The organism is Variovorax sp. YR750, assembly GCF_900109805.1.
Lineage (GTDB): Bacteria > Pseudomonadota > Gammaproteobacteria > Burkholderiales > Burkholderiaceae_C > Variovorax > Variovorax gossypii.
The window spans coordinates 172,002-189,943 of sequence record NZ_FOBJ01000012.1 but is presented as its reverse complement, the minus strand read 5'-3'; the positions used below and the strand labels follow the sequence as shown (position 1 = coordinate 189,943).

The following is a 17,942-nucleotide window of genomic DNA, read 5'->3' as shown; positions in this document are numbered from 1 at the left end:
ATGCAGACACCCGTCGGCGCGCAGCGCGCGCCCGGCTTCTGGCCGCTGGCCATCGTGTTCGGGCTCTTCGTGCTGTTCCTGTACGGCCCGATGATCACGATCTTCGTGCTGAGTTTCCAGGGGCCCGAGGGCGGGCTGACCTTTCCTCTGCGCGGGCTGTCGCTGCACTGGTTCCACAAGCTGGCCGAGGGCCTGGGCACGGTCGACATCGGCGCGGCCTTCAGGCGCTCGCTGGCGCTGGGCGCGGTGGTGATGGCGTTCACCGTGGTGCTGTCGGTGCTCGCCGGCCTCGCGTTCCGCAAGAAGCTCGCGGGCAGCAACGCCCTGTTCTTCGTGACGGTCGCCAGCCTCATCATGCCGTCGATCATCATCTCGCTGGGCATCGGCCTGCAGTTCCGGCTGATCGACACCGGCATCAAGAGCGTGCTGACGGCGATGGACGCCGCCGCGCTGCTCGAAGGCTACGGCACCGCGCTCGGCCTCTTCAGCTCCGCGCTGGGCGCGCACCTGACGTGGACGCTGCCCTTCGGGCTGCTCATCATGTTCGCGGTGTTCAACCGCTTCAATCCCGCCTACGAGGAGGCCGCGCGCGACCTGGGCGCCACGCCCTGGCAGACATTCCGCTTCGTGGTGCTGCCGCTGATCGGGCCCTCGATCGTGGGCATCGGCATGTTCGGCTTCACGCTGTCGTGGGACGAGATCGCCCGCACCTCGCAGGCCATCGGCGACGTGAACACGCTGCCGCTCGAGCTGCAGGGGCTGACCTCGACGGTGACCACGCCTTCGATCTATGCACTTGGTACCGTGACCACCGTGGTATCGCTGCTGGTCATGGGCGTGGCGCTGGGCGCTGCCGCGCTGCTGCGGCGGCGCTCCATCCGCAGAAAGTGAGCGTTTTCCGGCAGCCCCTCTAAAATCGCGCCCCGACAAAAACACAAGCGAGAGAGGCGGAAATGCTCGAGAAACTCAACGAATTCACGGAAAGCCACGGCGAACTGCGCCGCGGCAAGGGGCTGGTCACCGGGACCATCGCGCTGAGCCTTGCCATCCTGTGCTTTCTGGGCGTGCTGGCCTTCCACTTCCCGCAGTACCTCACGACGCCCGAGCTGCGCAAGAGCTACAACGTCGACGTGATGCGCGTCATCCTGCTCACGGCGCTGGTCATCTCGGGCGGGCTTTCCCTGGTCAACATCATCTTCAACCGCTCGCGCTGGCTGTCTTCGGCCGCGTTCCTGCTGGTGGCGGCCTCGGCGCTGCTGGGCGGGCACAAGGTGCCGGTGCACGACTTCGCGGACAACACGCCGTACATCGGGCTCGACTGGTTCATCCTCGACCTGCTGGGCTCCTCGCTGATCTTCATCTTCATCGAGAAGCTGTTTGCGCTGCGAAAGGACCAGCCGGTATTCCGCGAGGAGTGGCAGACCGACTTCCACCACTTCGTGGTGAACCACATGATCGTGGGCTTCGTGCTGCTGGCCACCAACCTGATGGTGCACAAGCTCTTCGGCTGGGCGGCCAACGACGGCATCCGAGGCTGGGTGGGCAACCTGCCGTTCTGGGCGGGGCTGCTGCTCATCATCCTGGTGGCCGACCTGGTGCAGTACTGGACGCACCGCGCCTACCACGAGGTGCCCGTGCTGTGGCGCCTGCACGCGGTGCACCACAGCGTGAAGAGCATGGACTGGATGGCGGGCTCGCGCCAGCACATCCTGGAGCTGCTGATCACGCGCACGCTGGTGCTGGCTCCCATCTACGTGCTGGGCTTCAGCAAGGACGTGATCGACGCCTACATCGTGGTGGTGGGCTTCCAGGCGGTGTTCAACCACTGCAACGTGAGCGTGCGGCTCGGCCCGCTGCGCTACCTGATCGTGACGCCCAACTTCCACCACTGGCACCACAGCCAGGACCAGGAAGCACTGGACAAGAACTACGCGGCGCACTACGCCTTCCTCGACTACATCTTCGGCACGGCCGTGAAGAGCACCAAGCTCTGGCCCGAGAAGTACGGCGTGCTGGGCGACTACGTGCCCAACGGCTTCTTCAAGCAGCTGAAGTTCCCGTTCGTCTGGAAGGGCTGATGCGAATTCCTTTCCGGGCCGCCGCGGCCATCGTTGCCGCGGGCGCCGCCCTGCTGCTTTCCGCCTGCGCCACCCGCCTCGACCTGCCGACCAAGGACAACGGCCTGCGCCTGCGCGTGCAGAGCTCGGTGATCGCACCGGGCAACGGCGGCGAGCTCATCGCCGCCGACGCGCTGGCGCCGGGCGACATCCTGCTGACCTCGATCGCCACGGTGAACTCCTTCGGCATCCGGCTGGGCACCTTCTCGCCGGTGAGCCACGCGGTGCTGTACCTGGGCGACGGCCAGATCGCCGAAGCCGTCGGCACCGGCGTGCGCGCGCGGCCGCTCGCCGAAGTGGTCGACGAAGAGCAGATGGTCGTGGCATTCCGCGTGCCGGGCGTGGACGACGCCGGCGCCGCCCGCATGCGCGAGTGGGCGATGTCGCAGGTCGGCACCAGCTACAACACCGTGGGCGTGCTGCTGAACGCGCCCTTCGTGCTGAACCGCCGCCTGTGCGAGCTGCCGCTGATGCCCACCGCCGTCAGCCACTACTGCTTGAGCGGCATGGCCATGGTGCAGCTGGGCGCGAGCCGCGACGACCAGTTCTTCTGCTCGCAGTTCGTGCTGGAGGCCTACAGGCAGGCAGGTCTGCCGATCACCAATGCCGACCCGCGCTGGGTGAGCCCGGCCGACCTGCTCCACATGCGCGAGGGCGACGTGCCCTCCATCGCCGCCACGCAGCCGCTGCGCTATGTCGGGCATCTGAAATACAACCCGCCGCCGATCCTGGCGGCCGACGGCCCTTGAGCACGGCTGGCTCTTCTTCGTCGCGCTTCGACGTCGTTGTGATCGGCGCCGGGGCCGCCGGACTCTTCTGCGCCGGCGTGGCGGGCCAGCGCGGGCTGAAGGTGCTGCTGGTGGACCACAGCGAGAAGGTGGGCGAGAAGATCCGCATCTCGGGCGGTGGGCGTGCCAACTTCACGAACCGCGACCTGGACGTGCGCGCGCCGCAGCGGCACTTCATCGGCGACAACCCGAATTTCTGCCGCTCGGCGCTGTCGCGCTATGCGCCGCAACAGTTCATCGAGCTAGTGCAAAAGCACGGGATCGCCTTCCACGAGAAGCACAAGGGGCAGCTGTTCTGCGACGGCTCGTCGCAGCAGATCGTCGACATGCTGCTGGCCGAGTGCGCGGCGGGCGGGGTCGAGCTCTGGCAGCCGTGCAAGGTCGGGAGCATCGCTTTTTCCGCCTCCAACGCAGATGGAACGGGCGCAGGCAGCTATCGAATCGAGAGCAGCCGGGGGCCGGTCGAAACGCCGAAGATCGTGGTCGCCACCGGCGGTCTGTCGATTCCGCAGATCGGCGCCAGCGACTTCGGCTACCGCATCGCCGAGCAGTTCGGCCTGCGGATGGTCGCGCCCCGCCCCGCGCTGGTGCCGCTGACCTTCGGCGGCGACGCGTGGGCGCCCTATGCCGAACTGGCCGGGCTGGCGCTGCCGGTGCGCATCGAGACCGGCGCCAAGAAGGAAAAGATGGCGTTCCTCGAAGACCTGCTCTTCACCCACCGGGGCCTGTCTGGCCCGGCGGTGCTGCAGATCTCGAGCTACTGGAAGCCCGGCGCCCCGCTGACCCTGGATTTCGCCCCCGGCGTGAACGTGGCCGAGGCATTGGGCGAGGCCAAGCTGCGGTCGAAAAAACGAATCGCCAACGAGCTGGCCGCCCTGGTGCCCTCCCGGCTGGCGGACGCCTGGGTCGGACAGGACCCGGCCCTGCAGCGGCCGGTGAACGAAGCGGCCGACAAGGCGCTGGCAGCACTGTCGGAGCGCGTCGCCCGCTGGCAGATCGTTCCCAGCGGCACCGAGGGCTACAAGAAGGCCGAGGTAACGGCCGGCGGCGTCGATACCCGCGACCTGTCGTCCCAGACCATGGAATCGAAGCAGCCGGGCCTGTACTTCATCGGCGAAGTGGTCGACGTGACCGGCTGGCTGGGCGGATACAACTTCCAGTGGGCCTGGGCAAGCGCACATGCGTGCGCCCAGTCCCTCTGACTTTCTCGCCCCCTTCAGAGACACCGAGGAACCGGCTTTGCCGGGCCTCAGGTGTCGCCCCCGGCGAGGGGGTTGGCGAAGCGACACGAAGTGCGCGCAGCCTGGGGGAGTGCTATACTCGCGGGCTAACTCTTGGCCTTACCTCAACGGCCGCAAAAGATTTCAGTTGAGGAACCCCGGCTTGGGGCCTCGATCTCTCCAAGCCAAATTCATTTCAACGATTCATCAATGACCACCATCCGCGTTAAAGAAAACGAGCCCTTCGACGTCGCCCTGCGCCGTTTCAAGCGCACCATCGAAAAGCTCGGCCTGCTGACCGACCTGCGTGCCCGCGAGTTCTACGAAAAGCCGACCGCCGAACGCAAGCGCAAGAAGGCAGCCGCGGTCAAGCGCCACTACAAGCGCGTGCGCAGCATGCAGCTGCCCAAGAAGCTGTACTAAGCAACGCCCCGGGCGGCAGGCCCAGACGAAAGTCAGCACCGCCGCTCCGTTGCCTCAGCCGCGCCAGGGAAACCTGCCGCGGCTTTTGTTTTTTCCGAAAGGTTGCCGAATGACTCTCAAAGCACAGATCAACGAAGACATGAAGACGGCGATGCGCGCCAAGGAATCCGAGCGCCTTGCCACCATCCGCCTGCTGCTGGCCGCCATGAAGCAGAAGGAAGTCGACGAGCGCGTGGAGCTCGACGACGCCATGGTCGTCGCCATCGTCGACAAGATGGTCAAGCAGCGCAAGGATTCCATCGCCGCCTTCACCACCGGCGGCCGCACCGACCTCGCCGACAAGGAAGCCGCCGAGATCAAGGTGCTCGAGGTCTACCTGCCCCAGCGCATGAGCGCCGATGAAACGGCGGCCGCAGTGAAGGCCATCGTGGCCGAGCTGGGCGCCAGCGGCCCCGGCGACATGGGCAAGGTGATGGGCGTGGTCAAGACCCGCTTGGCCGGCAAGGCCGACATGGGCCAGGTCAGCGCAGCGGTCAAGGCCGCTCTGACGGGCGCCTGAGCATGAGCGCCAGCAGCCCCAGCGTCACCATTCCCAAGGCCTGTGCCTGCCTGGTCGACGCCCGGGGCCGGCTGCTGGTGTTCCGCCATCCCGAGGACGGCGGCATGCAACTCCCCAAGGGCACCATCGAGCCCGGCGAATCGCCCGACGTGGCGGTACGCCGTGAGTTGCTCGAGGAATCGGGCATCGACTACGCCGGAGAGCTGCAGTCGCTGGGCACGCTGGACCGCGAATGCGAAGCCGGCGTCGAAGGCAACACGCACCGCCACCCGCAGCTGTGGCACATCTTCCTGATGCGCGCCGAGGGCGCCCTGCCCGAGAGCTTCACGCACACGGCCACGGGCAGTCCCGAGGAAGAAGGCCTGGTGTTCCTGTTCAGCTGGCTCGAAGCCGGCGATCCGCTCGGCGACTTCGCCCTGCCCTATCGCCAGACGATCGAACGCGTGCGTTCGGCCCTGCTGCTCACGGCCTGAGACGCCACCGTCCTCACGCCCCGGCCGCGCGCACGGCCATGTACAAGCCCAGCAGCGCCAGCCCGATCAAGAAGCAGCGCCTGAACACCGCCACCGACAGCCTCTTGCGCAGCCAGGTCCCGAGCACCATGCCGCCGATGGCCGGCGCGAGCATCGCGACCGAGCCTCCGATCACCGACATCGGATAGCCCCCGTTCCCGGCCAGCCCGATGGCCAGAATCACCGTCGAGGTGGTGAAGGAGATCCCCATCGCCTGGATCAGCGAATCGCGCTGGAAGCCCAGCGCCTGCAGGTACGGCACAGCCGGCACCGCGAACACCCCCGTCACCGCCGTGACCAGCCCAGTGACGATGCCCACCAGCGGCCCCACCCAACGCGCCTGCGCGTCGGTCACATGCAACTGCCGCCCGGTAAGCCCCCAGACCGCGTAGACGATCAGCGCCACGCCGAGCGCCACCGTCGCCCACGCCCCTGCCGGCACGCCCAGCCAGAGCGCCCCGCCCAGCGTGCCGGCCACCACGCCCACCTGCATGCCGCCGATGCGCTTCAGCACCGGCATGAAGGTCGCGCGCGGCCCGGTCTGCCAGATGTTGGTGACCAGCGAAGGCACGATCAGCAGCGCCGCGGCCTGCGCCGGCGACATCCACAGTGCGAGCAGCCCCATCGACACCGTCGGCAGCCCGAGGCCGACCACGCCCTTGATCACCCCGGCCAGCAGGTACACGGCCGTGGCGGCGGCCCAGAAGATCATCGTGTCGGTGGGTTGCATGGCTGTCATCGCGGCCGAGTCTGCCGATGAAGCCCGCGCCCTGAAATGCGGCATTCGCGCAGCCGGCCTCAGGCTGGGACTGAGGCTCCTGGTGCACACTCCGCCCACCATGCGCTTCGATCTCACCGACCTGCGGCTCTTCATCCACGTCGTCGAGGCAGGCAGCCTCACTGCCGGTGCCGGGCGCTCGCACATGACGCTGGCCTCCGCCAGCCAGCGCGTGCGCGGCATGGAAGACGCCCTCGGCAGCCCCCTGCTCACCCGCCACGCGCAGGGCGTGCGCCCCACCGAGGCCGGCCGCACGCTGCTGCACCATGCGCGCGTCGTGCTGCAGCAGATGGAGCGGCTGCGCGGCGAACTCGGGGAGTACGGCCAGGGCCTCAAGGGCCATGTGCGCTTCATGTGCGGCACCTCTGCGCTGACCGAGCACCTGCCCGAGGTGCTGAGCCGCTTTCTCGCCGAGCATCCGCGCATCTCGGTCGACCTGGAAGAGCGCCCCAGCCCCGACACGGTGGAAGCGCTGCGAGCAGGCCTGTGCGACATCGGCATCGTCTCCGACGCCATCGACAGCGAGGGTCTCGAATGCCATCCCTTCCGGCGCGACGACCTCGTGCTCGTCATGCCGCGCGGCCACGCACTGGCCGGGCGCCGCCGCCTGCGGCTGGCCGAGGTGGTCGACAGCGAATTCGTCGGCCTGCCCGCCGACAGCGCGCTGCAGCTGCTGATCACCCAGCACGTGCGCGCCCTCGGCAAGCACCTCGCCTACCGCGTGCGCGTGCGCAACTTCGAGGCGGTGTGCCGGATGGTGGAGTACGGCATCGGCGTCGGCATCGTCCCGCAGACCGCGGCCGAGCGCTGCGCCCGCTCGATGAAGATCGCGCGCGCCTCTCTCGCCGACGCCTGGGCCGAGCGCACGCTGATGGCCTGCGTGCGCTCGTCGGAAGACCTGCCGCTCAACGCCCGGCGCATGCTCGATTACCTGGTCGCGCCGCCGCCCGAGGAAGTCAGGAAGAAGCCCTGACAGGCCGGCCCAGCCGCGCCCGCGCCGCCACGAAGGCATCGAAGGCCTCTCTGCTGGTCTTTCTCGGCACATAGCCGAAGCGCTCCTTCAGCGCGGTGTTGAGCAGCACCGGCCGGTAGCGCAGAAAGTCCAGCTGCTCCGGCCCGTAGCGGCTCACGCCCAGCGCCGAGCCCACCGCCAGCGCCGTCTTCAGCACGCCGGCCGGCCAGTCGACTGCGTGCTTGCCCAGCCGCGAGGCGATCTCGTGGATGGTCAGCGCGCCGTCGCCCGCGAGGTTGTAGCAGCCGGGCGGCGCACCACCGAGCGCATGGGCGATGGCGCCTGTCACGTCCTCGTCCCACACGAACACGAACGGACTCGCGCTGCCGCGGATCGCGATGAGCCGCTTCTTCTCGAACAGCGCCGTGATCTGGTTGTCCACCCGCTCGCCGAGGATGGTGCCGATGCGCAGCACCGTCTGCGCCAGCGCCGGATGCCGTTCGCGATAGCCGGCCAGCATCTCCTCGACCTGCCGCTTGTGGTCGGCATAGGAGAACACCACGTTGCCGCGCAACGGCTGCGACTCGGTGATCCACGCCGGGTTGTCCGCGTGGTAGCCGTAGGCCGCGCCGCTGGACGACACCACGATGTGCCGCACGCCCTTCGTCACGCAGGCTTCGAGCACGTTGCGCGTGCCGCCCACGTCCACCGAATGCTCGAAGGCACGATTCGAGTCCTTGCCCGGCGTGACGATGGACGCAAGATGCACCACGGTGTCGACGGCATGGTCGGCGATGGCTTCTGCGATGCGCGAGTCGCGCACGTCCAGCTGCTGGTAGGCCACGCCCATCAGGCGTCGGTCCGGCGGCACCTCGCGCACGTCGACCGCGACCAGCGCTTCCAGCGTGCCCTGCTCCGCCAGCGCGGCGAGCAGGCCGCGCCCCAGGAAGCCGTCGGCCCCGGTCACCAGCACGCGGCGCGCGACGAGTCCTTCGCCGCTCATGGCTTCGCGGGCTTGCGGCCCCACCAGCTTGCCAGCGCAAGGCCGGCGATGATGTCCCAGAAGCCCCATACGCCGGCCACCACGGCCATGCCGCCGAGCCCGCCGAAGAAGCTGAAGATCAGCACCAGCCCGAGCCCCGCGTTGCGGATGCCCACCTCGATGGACACCGCGCGCCGGTCGTAGTCGCCAAGCCCCGAAAGCCGCGCGCACAGGTAGCCGGTGCCGAAGGCCAGCGCGTCGTGGATCACCACCGCCATCAGCACCAGCCCCACGTAGTCGAGGAAGAAGCGCCAGTTGCCCGCGATGGCGCCGAGGATGAACACGATCAGCGCGACGAAGCTCAGCACGCCCACCGGCTTCTTGATGCGCGCCGTGAGCGCCGGAAACCTGTGCGCGCAGGCCACGCCCAGCACGAAGGGAACGCCGATGATCGCCACGATATGGCCCAGCATGTCCAGCGGATCGAGCGCGATGGTCTTCAGCAGCGCCGAGGCCGTGGGATGCAGGCCGCCCCAGAAGGCGAAGTTCAGCGGCATCACGACGATGGAAAGCGCGTTCGAGATCGCCGTCATCGACACCGACAGCGCCACGTTGCCGCGCGCTCGGTGCGTGAGGATCTGCGAGATGTTCCCCGGCGGGCAGCAGGCCACCAGGATCATGCCCAACGCAATGCTCGGGCCCGGCTTGAGGATCAGCGTGAGCACGTAGGTCACGGCCGGCAGCACGATGAACTGCGCGCCGATGCCCACTGCCATGGCGCCGGGCATGCGCGCCACGCGCTTGAAGTCCTCGATGCGCGTGTCCAGCGCGATGCCGAACATCAAAAAGCCCAGCACCACGTTGAGCAGCACCAGCGAGGCCGGGTTGAAGTGCAGGCGTATCTCGTCGACGGGCAGCATGCGCGGGGCCTCCTTCTTTTCTTTCTTCGTCTTCAGGCAGGGTCGGCCAGCGCCGCGGCCGCGTTGCGCACGGCCGCGCGGTAAGTGTCCTTGTGCACGTAGTACGCCATGCGTTCCAGCTGCAGGTACTTGAAGCCGCCCGACAGGTCGGGCGCCGGCCCCTGCGCCGCGACACGCAGTGCGCCAGCCTTGGGCGAACCGCCCGCCTGCGCGCGAAAGTAGCGCGCCACCAGCTCGGCCTGCTCGTAGCGGCCCTGCCATCCGATGCCGCTGGCCTCGATCATCCCGAGCACCGCGATGTTCTCGAAGCGCGGCGAGAAGATGTTGAGGTACAGCCTCGGCGCCATGCCCTGCCAGTTCAGCAGCTCGCGGTCGATGAACGGGTAGTGCAGCGCATAGCCGGTGGCCGCGAGGATCAGGTCGTAGTCGCGCGCGCTGCCGTCCCTGAAGTGCACCGTGCGTCCGTCGAGCCGCGCGACGTCGCCGCGCACGCCGATGTCGCCGTGGCCCACGTGGTGCAGCACCAGCGAGTTCACGATGGGGTGCGACTCGTACATCCGGTAGTCGGGTTTCGGAAAGCCGAAGCGCACAGGGTCGCCGGTGAACCACTTGAGCACCGTCGAGTCGATGCGCTGCTTGAGCCACGGCGGCAGCGGCCGCTTGCCGCCCAGCGTGTCGGCCGGCTTGCCGAACACGTACTTGGGCACGAAGTAGTAGCCGCGCCGCACCGAGATGTCGACGCTCCTGGCGTAGTGCACGGCATCCACGGCGATGTCGCAGCCCGAGTTGCCCGCGCCGACGATCAGCACGCGCTTGTCCTTGAAGAGCTCCGGGTGCTTGTAGTCGCTGGTGTGCAGAAGCTCGCCATCGAAGTTGCCGTCGAAGCTCGGCCGCTTGGGCTCGGCGAGCGTGCCGTTGGCGATGACCACGCCCCTGTATTCGGCCGTCTCGACGGTGCCCTCGCCGTCCTCGGTGGTGACGAGCCAGCGCGTATCGGGCGCGTCGCTCGCCGGCTCGACGCGCAGCACGCGCGTGTTGAAGCGGAAGTGCTCGCGCAACCCGAAGCGCTCGGCGAAGTCGCTGAAGTAGCGGCGCAGCTCGCGGTGGCTGGGGTAGTCGGCCACCGTGTCGGCCATCGGGAACTCGGTGAACTCGGTGGTGCGCTTGCTCGAGATCAGGTGCGCCGAGTGATAGACGGTGGAGCGCGGATTGGAGATGTCCCACAGCCCGCCCACATCGCCATGCGCCTCGAAGCCCTGGAACGGCACGCCGTGCTTCTGCAGGTTGCGCGCACCGGCAAGGCCGGAGGGGCCCGCGCCGATCAGCGCGATCTGTTCGTGAGTCGGTACTGCGGCGGCGTTGGACGTCATCGGGGCGGAGGCTCCTTCGAAAGACCGGGAATGGCTGTTGCGCCCGCTTCGCCGACACGGGGCTTGCGCGGCTGGCCTCGCAACAGGCGGTCGTGAAGCTTCTCCGGCAGCAGGTCGAGCGCCTTCGAGAGCCAGCCGATGCGGCGCGGCAGCACGATCTTCTCCCGCCCCGCCGTCACGGCCGCCAGCAGCCGGTGCGCGGCCTCATCGGCCTCCAGCAGCCCCGGCATCGCGAAACGGTTGCCGGCAGTGAGCGCGGTGCGTATGTAGCCGGGGCTGACCGTGTGCACCGTCAGCCCCGTTTCGCGCAGTTCGGCACGCAGGCTTTCCAGGTAGCGGATCAGCCCGGCCTTGCTGGCGCAGTAGGCGCCGTTGCCAGGCATGCCGCGCCAGCCGGCGATGCTGGCCATGCCGACCAGCGCGCCGCACTGTTGCGCGCGCATCGCGCCCACGAAAGGCTGGAAGGTGGTGGCCGCGCCCAGCAGGTTGATCTCGAGCATGCGGCGGAATACGGCCAGGTCGTCGGCCTGCGCGGTGTCGTAGCCGCCCGCGACGCCGGCATTGGCGATCACGAGGTCGGGCACGCCGGCGCGCGCCATCCAGTCGGCGGCCATGGCCTGCATGGCGGCGCCTTGGGATACGTCGGGGGTGTAGACCGAGCAGCGGTCCGGCGCGAGCGCGGCCAGTTCGGCGAGCCTGCCGGCGTCGAGCCCCACCAGCGCCACGCTCGCCCCGTTGCCGATCAGCTCGCGCGCCAGCGCCTGTCCCAGCCCGCCACAGGCACCGGTGAGGACGACGTTGCGAAACGGCAAGGGCATTGGCGCGAGGGCTCCGGGTGGCAAAAAGCCCGGCCACTTTATCCGCGCACGCGCGCCGCGCCCCCCGGCATTTCCCCTTGCCCGGAGCCCCTGCGTCGAAGGCTTGCCGACGCCCTCAGGCGGCCGCAGGCTCCGGAAACTCGATCTGGATCTTCACGTCCGTCGCGCGGCCGGCCGCCGCTTCCTCGAAGGCCTTGATGCCGTCCTCGAAGGCGAAGGTGCGAGAGATGAAGGGCTTCACGTCGACCTGCCCCGACGCGATCAGCGCCAGCGCGCGCGGGAAGATGTTGGCGTAGCGGAACACCGACTCGATGCGCACCTCCTTCGCCTGGATGGCCACGATGTCGAAGGCCACCTTGTCGGCGGGTATGCCCACCATCACCAGGCAGCCGCCGGGGCACAGCAGGTCGAAGATGCCGTCGAAGGCACGCGCGCTGCCGCTGGCCTCGAACACGACGTTGGCGCCCCAGCCGTCGGTCAGCGCCTTCACCGTGTCGGCGAGCTTGCCGGCGCGCACGTCGACGGTGGTGACGGCCGGGTTTCCGGCGAACAGCGCCAGCTTCTCGGGCACGAGGTCCGCGAGGATCACGCGCGCGGCACCGCCAGCGAGCGCGGCCAGCGCCGTCATTGCGCCGATGGTGCCGGCGCCGATGACCACCGCCACGTCGCCCGGCTTCAGCGCGGCCTTCTTCGCTGCCTGCAGGCCGATGGCCAGCGGCTCGACGATGGCGCCTTCGCCGAAGCTCACGTTGTCGGGCAGGCGGAAGGTGAATGCCGCCGGGTGCACCACGAAGGGCGTGAGGCAGCCGTGGATGGGCGGCGTGGCCCAGAAGCGCACGGCCGGGTCGAGGTTGTAGATGCCCTCGAGCGTGGCGCGCGAATCCATGCGCGGGATGCCGGGCTCCATGCAAACGCGGTCGCCCGGCTTGAGGTGCGTGACCTCCGAGCCCACCTCGGCCACGATGCCCGAGGCCTCGTGGCCCAGCACCATGGGCTCTTCCACCACGTAGGGGCCGATGCCGCCGTGCTGGTAGTAGTGGACGTCGCTGCCGCACACGCCCACGGTGTGCATGCGGATCTTCACGTCGCGCGGCCCCACGTGAAGCGGAATGTCGAGCTCGCGCAGCCTGAGCTCGTGCGCTTTTTCCAGAACCAGTGCTTTCATGTTCTTGAGTCCTTGAAGGAGTGTTGTCGGTATGTGGTCAATGCAATGAGGTCTCGGCGCGCAGCAGCGAGGCGCCCGAATCGATGTCGAAGATGTGCACCTGTGCGGGGTCGGCCACGAAGCGCACGCGCTCGCGCAGCCCGGGGCACTGCGCGGAGGGCATGAGCGCGGCGATCTCGCCGTCGCCCTGGCCGAAGCTCACCAGCACCTCGTTGCCGAGGTATTCGATGAGCTGCACCTCGCCCTGAAAGCCGCCGTGCTGCCCGCCATGGGCATCCGCCAGCAGGTGCGCAGGCCGCACGCCGAGCGTGACGCGCCTGCGGCCTTCGAGCGCGAACCGGCGCGCGTCGACCCGGACAGTGCCTTCACGGCCGAAGAGTTCGACTGTCGACCCTGCCTGCGCGGCCTCGCGCACTTCCATCTCCACCAGGTTCATCGGCGGTGTGCCGATGAAGCCGGCCACGAATGCCGAGCGCGGCCGCTCGAAGATCTCGCGCGGCGAGCCGACCTGCTCGATGCGCCCGTCGCGCAGCAGCACGATGCGGTCGGCCAGCGTCATCGCCTCGTGCTGGTCGTGGGTCACGTAGACCGTGGTGGTCTTCAGCGCCTGGTGCAGCCGGGCGATCTCGATGCGCATGTGGTTGCGCAGCTTGGCGTCGAGGTTCGACAGCGGCTCGTCGAAGAGGAACACCTTGGGCGTCTTGATCATCGCCCGCGCGATCGCCACGCGCTGCTGCTGCCCGCCCGACAGCTCGGTGGGCTTGCGCTGCAGGTAGCGCTCCAGCCCGAGCGTGTCCGACACTTCCTTGATGCGCGCGTCGATCTCCGCCTTGGGCACCTTCAGCCGCTTGAGGCCGAAGGCGATGTTGTCGCGCACGCTCATGTGCGGGTAGAGCGCGTAGTTCTGGAACACCATGGCGATGCCGCGCTCCTGCGGCGGCAGGTCGTTCACGCGCTGGCCGCCGATCATGAGGTCGCCGTCGGAGATGTCTTCCAGGCCCGCGAGCATGCGCAGGATGGTCGACTTGCCGCAGCCCGAGGGGCCGAGGAACACGACGAACTCGTTGTCGGACACGTCGAGGTCGAACTGATGGACGACCTGCGTGTCGCCGTAGCGCTTGATGATCTTGTGACAGCTGATTGCGGACATTTCGTTGTTCCGGGAAAGTGGGCTCTCTGGATTCATGCCGCGTCGCGCCTGCGCTTGAACGCCGCATTGAGGAAGCCGCTGAGCACGCCGACCATGAGCAGCGGCGGCAGCGAGAGCAGGATGACGGACGCGTTCAGGATGCCCCAGGGCACGTCGCGCCCGAGCTGGCTCAGCTCCGAGGCCACGATGGGCAGCGTCTTGGCGTCCGAGGTGGTGAGCATCAGCGCGATGAGGAACTCGTTCCACACCAGCACGAAGCCGAAGGCGATGGCACCGATCAGCGAGCGCGCGGCGATCGGCAGCGCCACCTTGAAGAAGATCGCATAGGGGCCGTAGCCGTCGACGCGGCCGGCCTCCTCCACCTCCTTGGGTACGGCCTTGAAGGCGGGGATGGCGAGCCAGATCACGGTGGAGAGCGTGAGCAGCGTGTAGGTGACGACGAGCGCGATGCGCGTGTCGTACAGCTCCAGCTGCAGCCAGATCACCATCAGCGGAATGGCCACAGCCACCGGCGGCAGGAAGCGCATCGAGAGCACGAAGAACTGGATGTCGTTGGCCCAGCGCAGCGGGTAGCGCGCGAGCGCATAGGCCGCGGGCAGCCCGAGCACCGCGCCGGCGATCACCGCCGCGCCCACCACCACGACGGAGTTGAGCAGCCCCTGCGCCACTGCCTCGCGGCTGAGCACATACACGTAGTTCTCCAGCGTGGGCGTGAAGAAGAACTTGGGCACCGCCGAGACGATGTCGACCCGGTTCTTGAACGAGTTGAGAAAGGTCCACAGAACCGGCACCAGCGCCGAGAGACCGGCCAGGATCAGCACCAGCCGCGCGAGCAGCGTGCCGACGGAGAACTTCTTCTTTGCAGCAGCGCTCATTTCGGCCGCGTCCATTTCCAGATGTAGGTGAAGGCCACGGTCGAGGCGACCATCATCAGCACCGCCATGCCCGAGGCATACGAGATGCGGCCCGACTCGATGAAGCCCTGCGAGAAGGCGTACATGTCCAGCGTCTCGGTCGAGATGCCGGGGCCGCCGCGCGTCATCACGTAGATGAGGTCGAAAGCGCGCAGCGACTCCACCATCTTCACGAAGCACAGGCTGACCAGCGGCGCCTTCAGCATCGGCAGCGCCACGTAGGCGTAGACCTCCCAGGTCTTCGCATGGTCCATGCGCGCGGCCTCGAAGGGCTGGGGCGGCAGCGTCTCGAGCAGCTTGAGCACGATGACGGCGAAGAAGAGGCCCCACTGCCACACGTCGACGAAAGCCACGGTGAGCAGCGCGGTGACCGGGCCGGCCAGCAGGTCGAGCGGCTCGCCGGTGATGGCCTTGTACGGCCAGGTCAGCAGGCCGAACAGCGGGTGGAAGGCGAACTTCCACACGAAGGCCGCCGACACGCGCGGCAGCAGAACCGGCACGATGAACAGCATCGACAACACATTGCGCCAGCGCGCGGTGGTGCACTGGAACATCAGCACGCCCAGCAACACCGCCAGGCCCATGGTGGCGCTGACCGTCAGCACCTCCCACACCAGCGACACGCGCACCGAGTTGAGGAAGCGCCGGTCGGAAAAGAGCTGGATGTAGTTCGACAGCCAGACCCAGGCCGTGTCGGCCTGCCCGAGCTCGCGGTCCTGCAGCGAGATGCCGATCGCGAAAAGGGTGGGCACCAGTGCCAGCACCGCCAGCACCAGCAGCCCGGGCCCGATGAAGACGAGAGGCAGCCTCGTCGTCTTCCTTTTTTTCTCCCTGAGCGTCATTACTTCTTGCGCCGCGCGACCAGTTGCTTCGCGTAGCCGTCGAGTTCGTCGAGGCCGGCCTTGATGTCGGTACGCGACCCGGTGATCAGCTCTTCGAGGATGATCCCCCAGCGGTCGCCGAGATCGGGCCAGGCCGGGTCCTGCCAGAAGTTCACGGCCGTGACCTTGCCGGTGTCGGCCAGCGCCTTGCCGAGGTCGGCGCCATAGCGCTTGGCGAACTCGGGACTCGACAGCACGCTGGTGCGGTTGAGCTCGCCGAACTGACCTTCCGCGAGGCGGCGCTGCTCCTGCTTCTTGGAGGTTGCCCAGGCGACGAACAGGCCCGCGCACTTCTTCGCCTCCTCGGTCTTGTTGGCCTTGGCGCCGATGGCCAGGCCGTGGCCGTAGCCGCCGCCGGTCAGCGGCGTGGGCGGCGGCAGGTAGGCGACCTTGCCGATCACTGTCGACATCTTCGGGTCGAGCGCGTTGCCGGCCAGCGGGGTCGACTCGACCAGCATCGCCACCTTGCCGGCGAGGAAGGCGCCGGTGGATTCGTCCCAGCCGCCGGTCTTGGTGCCGGGCGCCGAGTACTTGAACAGCTCGAGGTAGGTCTGCGTGGCCTTCACCGCGGCAGCGGAATCGAACACGGGCTTGTCGCCCTCGAACCACTGGCCGCCGTAACCGCGGAAGAAGGGCATCCAGCGCCACACGTTGGCACCGGAGCCGCGCTGGCCGCGCAGCGCGACGCCATAGACGCCGTTGGCCGGGTCATTGAGCTTCTTCGCCGCGGCGACGAATTCATCGAGCGTGGTCGGCGGCTTGATGCCGGCCTTCTCGAGCAGGTCCTTGCGGTAGACAAGCAGGTCGCCGCCGCCGGTGAGCGGAGCGAACCAGACCTGGCCGTCGAAGGTGGCGACCTTCTGGCGGCCGGGGTCGAAGTCGGCGTAGTCGTAGTCGGCGGGGTAGTACTTCGCCAGCGGCACGATCCACTTCGACTGGGCGAACAGCGGCACGTTGGCCTCGTCGACGTAGTACACGTGGTACTTGCCCACCGTGGAGGCGTCCGCGCGGGTCTTGGTGCGGCGATCGTTCTCGTTGAGGTTGTCGATGTTGAACGAGGCGCCGGCGAGGGCCTTGAACTCGTCCTTGTACTTTTCGAGCAGGGTCAGCCCGTCGCGGGGCTGGGACAGGACGCGCAGGTCCTCCTTGCAGACCTGCTGCGCCTGGGCCGCGCCGCCCCATGCGGCCAGCGCCGCCAGCACCATCGCGCAACCCGTCATCCGGTACCGGTTTTCTTGAACAGCCATCGCTTTTGTCTCCTTTGAGCCTGTCGTGGATTGCCGGGGAATCGCGGCGGAAACAGGTGGGACGAAGCGTAGGCAGCGGCGGCGCGGCGCCGCGTACACGCGAGCCGGGGCACTGGTATTTTCATGACCACCCTGCTTGGGGTTTTGCCGGGGTCAGGCGCGCATGGGTGCCCCGCCGGTTCGCTTCAATCGTCACATTGGTTGCAACATAAAACTAGTTCGATAGAATCTGTCCGGTCTTTTTTTAAAACCACATCGGCCGATGCCGCAACCGCCATGACCCACTACCGCACCACCACCGTCGACGGTCTGAAGATCTTCCATCGCGAGGCAGGCGACCCGGCCCTGCCCGCCCTGCTCCTGCTGCACGGCTTTCCGGCCTCGTCCTTCATGTACCGCGGGCTGATCGAGCGGCTGGCCCATCGCTTCCACGTCATCGCGCCGGACTACCCCGGCTTCGGGCACAGCGATGCGCCGTCGGTCGCGGAGTTCAGCTACACCTTCGACAGCCTCGCCGACATCGTCGGCAAGCTCACCGACCAGCTCGGCCTCGAGCGCTACGGCCTCTACATGCAGGACTTCGGCGGCCCGGTGGGTTTCAGGCTGGCCAGCCGCCGCCCGGAGAAGGTCGATTTCCTCGTGGTGCAGAACGCCAACGCCTACGAGGAAGGCCTGCCCGACAGCTTCTGGGGACTGGCCCGCGAGCTGTGGCGAGACCCGTCGCCCGCCAACTACGCGCGCATCCGCGAGGCCGCGATGTCCGACGAAGCCCTGGCGTGGAACTACACCCACGGCGTGAAGGACGTGGAACGCATCGACCCCGACAGCTGGCTGCTGCAGCGCGCCCTGCTGGCGCGCTCCGGCAACAAGGACGCGATGGCGGCGCTGCTGTACGACTACGGCAGCAACCTCTCGCTCTACCCCGCCTGGCAGGCCTACTTCAGGCAGCACCAGCCGCCGACGCTGATCGTCTGGGGCGCCAACGACGTGATCTTTCCGCCCTCGGGGGCCTACCCCTACCAGCGCGACCTGCGGCAAGTCGACTTCAAGCTGCTCGACACGGGCCATTTCGCGCTCGAGGAGCTCGGCGAGGTGATCGCCACCCACATCGAGCATTTCCACGACGCGCTGAACGCCTGAGGAACC

General features: G+C 68.0%; 19 protein-coding genes. 9 read left to right on the top strand and 10 right to left on the bottom strand.

The features are described from left to right. The 7 genes from BMY35_RS24135 to BMY35_RS24105 all read left to right on the top strand — a co-directional run bounded on the left by BMY35_RS24135 (position 1) and on the right by BMY35_RS24105 (position 5,580). Complete coding sequence (locus BMY35_RS24135; protein ID WP_093204743.1) at positions 1-891, top strand: ABC transporter permease; 891 nt, start codon at positions 1-3, stop codon at positions 889-891. 62 nt (positions 892-953) lie between these two features. Further along, positions 954-2,078 (top strand): sterol desaturase family protein, encoded by a 1,125-nt coding sequence (locus tag BMY35_RS24130; RefSeq protein WP_093204740.1) that lies wholly within the window; start codon positions 954-956, stop codon positions 2,076-2,078. After that, the gene (locus BMY35_RS24125; RefSeq protein WP_093204738.1) at positions 2,078-2,866 is read left to right on the top strand and encodes a YaeF family permuted papain-like enzyme; all 789 of its coding nucleotides are present in this window, start codon (positions 2,078-2,080) and stop codon (positions 2,864-2,866) included. The genes BMY35_RS24130 and BMY35_RS24125 overlap by 1 nt, the downstream gene beginning before the upstream one ends. After that, complete coding sequence (locus BMY35_RS24120; protein ID WP_093204735.1) at positions 2,863-4,107, top strand: BaiN/RdsA family NAD(P)/FAD-dependent oxidoreductase; 1,245 nt, start codon at positions 2,863-2,865, stop codon at positions 4,105-4,107. The genes BMY35_RS24125 and BMY35_RS24120 overlap by 4 nt, the downstream gene beginning before the upstream one ends. Before the next feature lie 228 nt (positions 4,108-4,335). Further along, the gene (gene rpsU / locus BMY35_RS24115; protein ID WP_007833691.1) at positions 4,336-4,548 is read left to right on the top strand and encodes a 30S ribosomal protein S21; all 213 of its coding nucleotides are present in this window, start codon (positions 4,336-4,338) and stop codon (positions 4,546-4,548) included. A 109-nt stretch (positions 4,549-4,657) separates the two neighbouring features. Then, positions 4,658-5,107: a GatB/YqeY domain-containing protein gene (locus tag BMY35_RS24110; RefSeq protein ID WP_093204733.1), complete on the top strand. Its 450-nt coding sequence runs from the start codon at positions 4,658-4,660 to the stop codon at positions 5,105-5,107. Positions 5,108-5,109: 2 nt separating this feature from the next. Then, positions 5,110-5,580 carry an NUDIX domain-containing protein gene (locus tag BMY35_RS24105; protein WP_093204730.1) on the top strand — a complete coding sequence of 157 codons (471 nt, stop codon included), beginning with the start codon at positions 5,110-5,112 and terminating at the stop codon, positions 5,578-5,580. Between the two features lie 13 nt (positions 5,581-5,593). Here the strand turns inward: BMY35_RS24105 and BMY35_RS24100 are convergent, their stop codons facing one another. Further along, positions 5,594-6,349 carry a sulfite exporter TauE/SafE family protein gene (locus tag BMY35_RS24100; protein ID WP_177213690.1) on the bottom strand — a complete coding sequence of 252 codons (756 nt, stop codon included), beginning with the start codon at positions 6,347-6,349 and terminating at the stop codon, positions 5,594-5,596. A 109-nt stretch (positions 6,350-6,458) separates the two neighbouring features. On the opposite strand from BMY35_RS24100, the gene BMY35_RS24095 reads away from it, so the two are divergent. Continuing rightward, positions 6,459-7,370 (top strand): LysR family transcriptional regulator, encoded by a 912-nt coding sequence (locus BMY35_RS24095; RefSeq protein ID WP_093204726.1) that lies wholly within the window; start codon positions 6,459-6,461, stop codon positions 7,368-7,370. On the opposite strand, the gene BMY35_RS24090 is transcribed toward BMY35_RS24095, so the two are convergent. The 9 genes from BMY35_RS24090 to BMY35_RS24050 all read right to left on the bottom strand — a co-directional run bounded on the left by BMY35_RS24090 (position 7,354) and on the right by BMY35_RS24050 (position 16,754). After that, a complete protein-coding gene (locus BMY35_RS24090; RefSeq protein ID WP_093204946.1) occupies positions 7,354-8,352 on the bottom strand; it encodes an SDR family oxidoreductase in 999 nt (332 codons plus the stop codon). The two genes, BMY35_RS24095 and BMY35_RS24090, sit on opposite strands and share 17 nt — an antisense overlap. Further along, positions 8,349-9,251, bottom strand: a complete 903-nt coding sequence (locus BMY35_RS24085) for a bile acid:sodium symporter family protein (RefSeq protein WP_093204723.1) — start codon at positions 9,249-9,251, stop codon at positions 8,349-8,351. Before BMY35_RS24085 ends, BMY35_RS24090 begins: the two co-directional genes overlap by 4 nt. A gap of 32 nt (positions 9,252-9,283) precedes the next feature. Continuing rightward, positions 9,284-10,621, bottom strand: a complete 1,338-nt coding sequence (locus BMY35_RS24080; RefSeq protein WP_093204721.1) for a flavin-containing monooxygenase — start codon at positions 10,619-10,621, stop codon at positions 9,284-9,286. Continuing rightward, positions 10,618-11,439 carry an SDR family oxidoreductase gene (locus BMY35_RS24075; protein ID WP_093204718.1) on the bottom strand — a complete coding sequence of 274 codons (822 nt, stop codon included), beginning with the start codon at positions 11,437-11,439 and terminating at the stop codon, positions 10,618-10,620. Before BMY35_RS24075 ends, BMY35_RS24080 begins: the two co-directional genes overlap by 4 nt. A 115-nt stretch (positions 11,440-11,554) precedes the next feature. Then, the gene (locus tag BMY35_RS24070; protein ID WP_093204717.1) at positions 11,555-12,604 is read right to left on the bottom strand and encodes an NAD(P)-dependent alcohol dehydrogenase; all 1,050 of its coding nucleotides are present in this window, start codon (positions 12,602-12,604) and stop codon (positions 11,555-11,557) included. Between the two features lie 37 nt (positions 12,605-12,641). Further along, on the bottom strand, positions 12,642-13,754 hold the full coding sequence (locus tag BMY35_RS24065; RefSeq protein ID WP_093204714.1) for an ABC transporter ATP-binding protein: 1,113 nt from the start codon (positions 13,752-13,754) through the stop codon (positions 12,642-12,644). Between the two features lie 32 nt (positions 13,755-13,786). After that, complete coding sequence (locus tag BMY35_RS24060) at positions 13,787-14,629, bottom strand: carbohydrate ABC transporter permease (protein ID WP_093204943.1); 843 nt, start codon at positions 14,627-14,629, stop codon at positions 13,787-13,789. After that, entirely contained in the window at positions 14,626-15,510 is an 885-nt protein-coding gene (locus tag BMY35_RS24055) for a carbohydrate ABC transporter permease (protein WP_093204711.1), read from the bottom strand. Before BMY35_RS24055 ends, BMY35_RS24060 begins: the two co-directional genes overlap by 4 nt. Next, a complete protein-coding gene (locus tag BMY35_RS24050) occupies positions 15,510-16,754 on the bottom strand; it encodes an ABC transporter substrate-binding protein (protein ID WP_177213694.1) in 1,245 nt (414 codons plus the stop codon). The genes BMY35_RS24055 and BMY35_RS24050 overlap by 1 nt, the downstream gene beginning before the upstream one ends. Positions 16,755-17,072: 318 nt before the next feature. Between BMY35_RS24050 and BMY35_RS24045 the strand changes: the two genes are divergently transcribed. After that, positions 17,073-17,936: an alpha/beta fold hydrolase gene (locus tag BMY35_RS24045; protein WP_093204706.1), complete on the top strand. Its 864-nt coding sequence runs from the start codon at positions 17,073-17,075 to the stop codon at positions 17,934-17,936. Positions 17,937-17,942 lie beyond the last annotated feature (6 nt).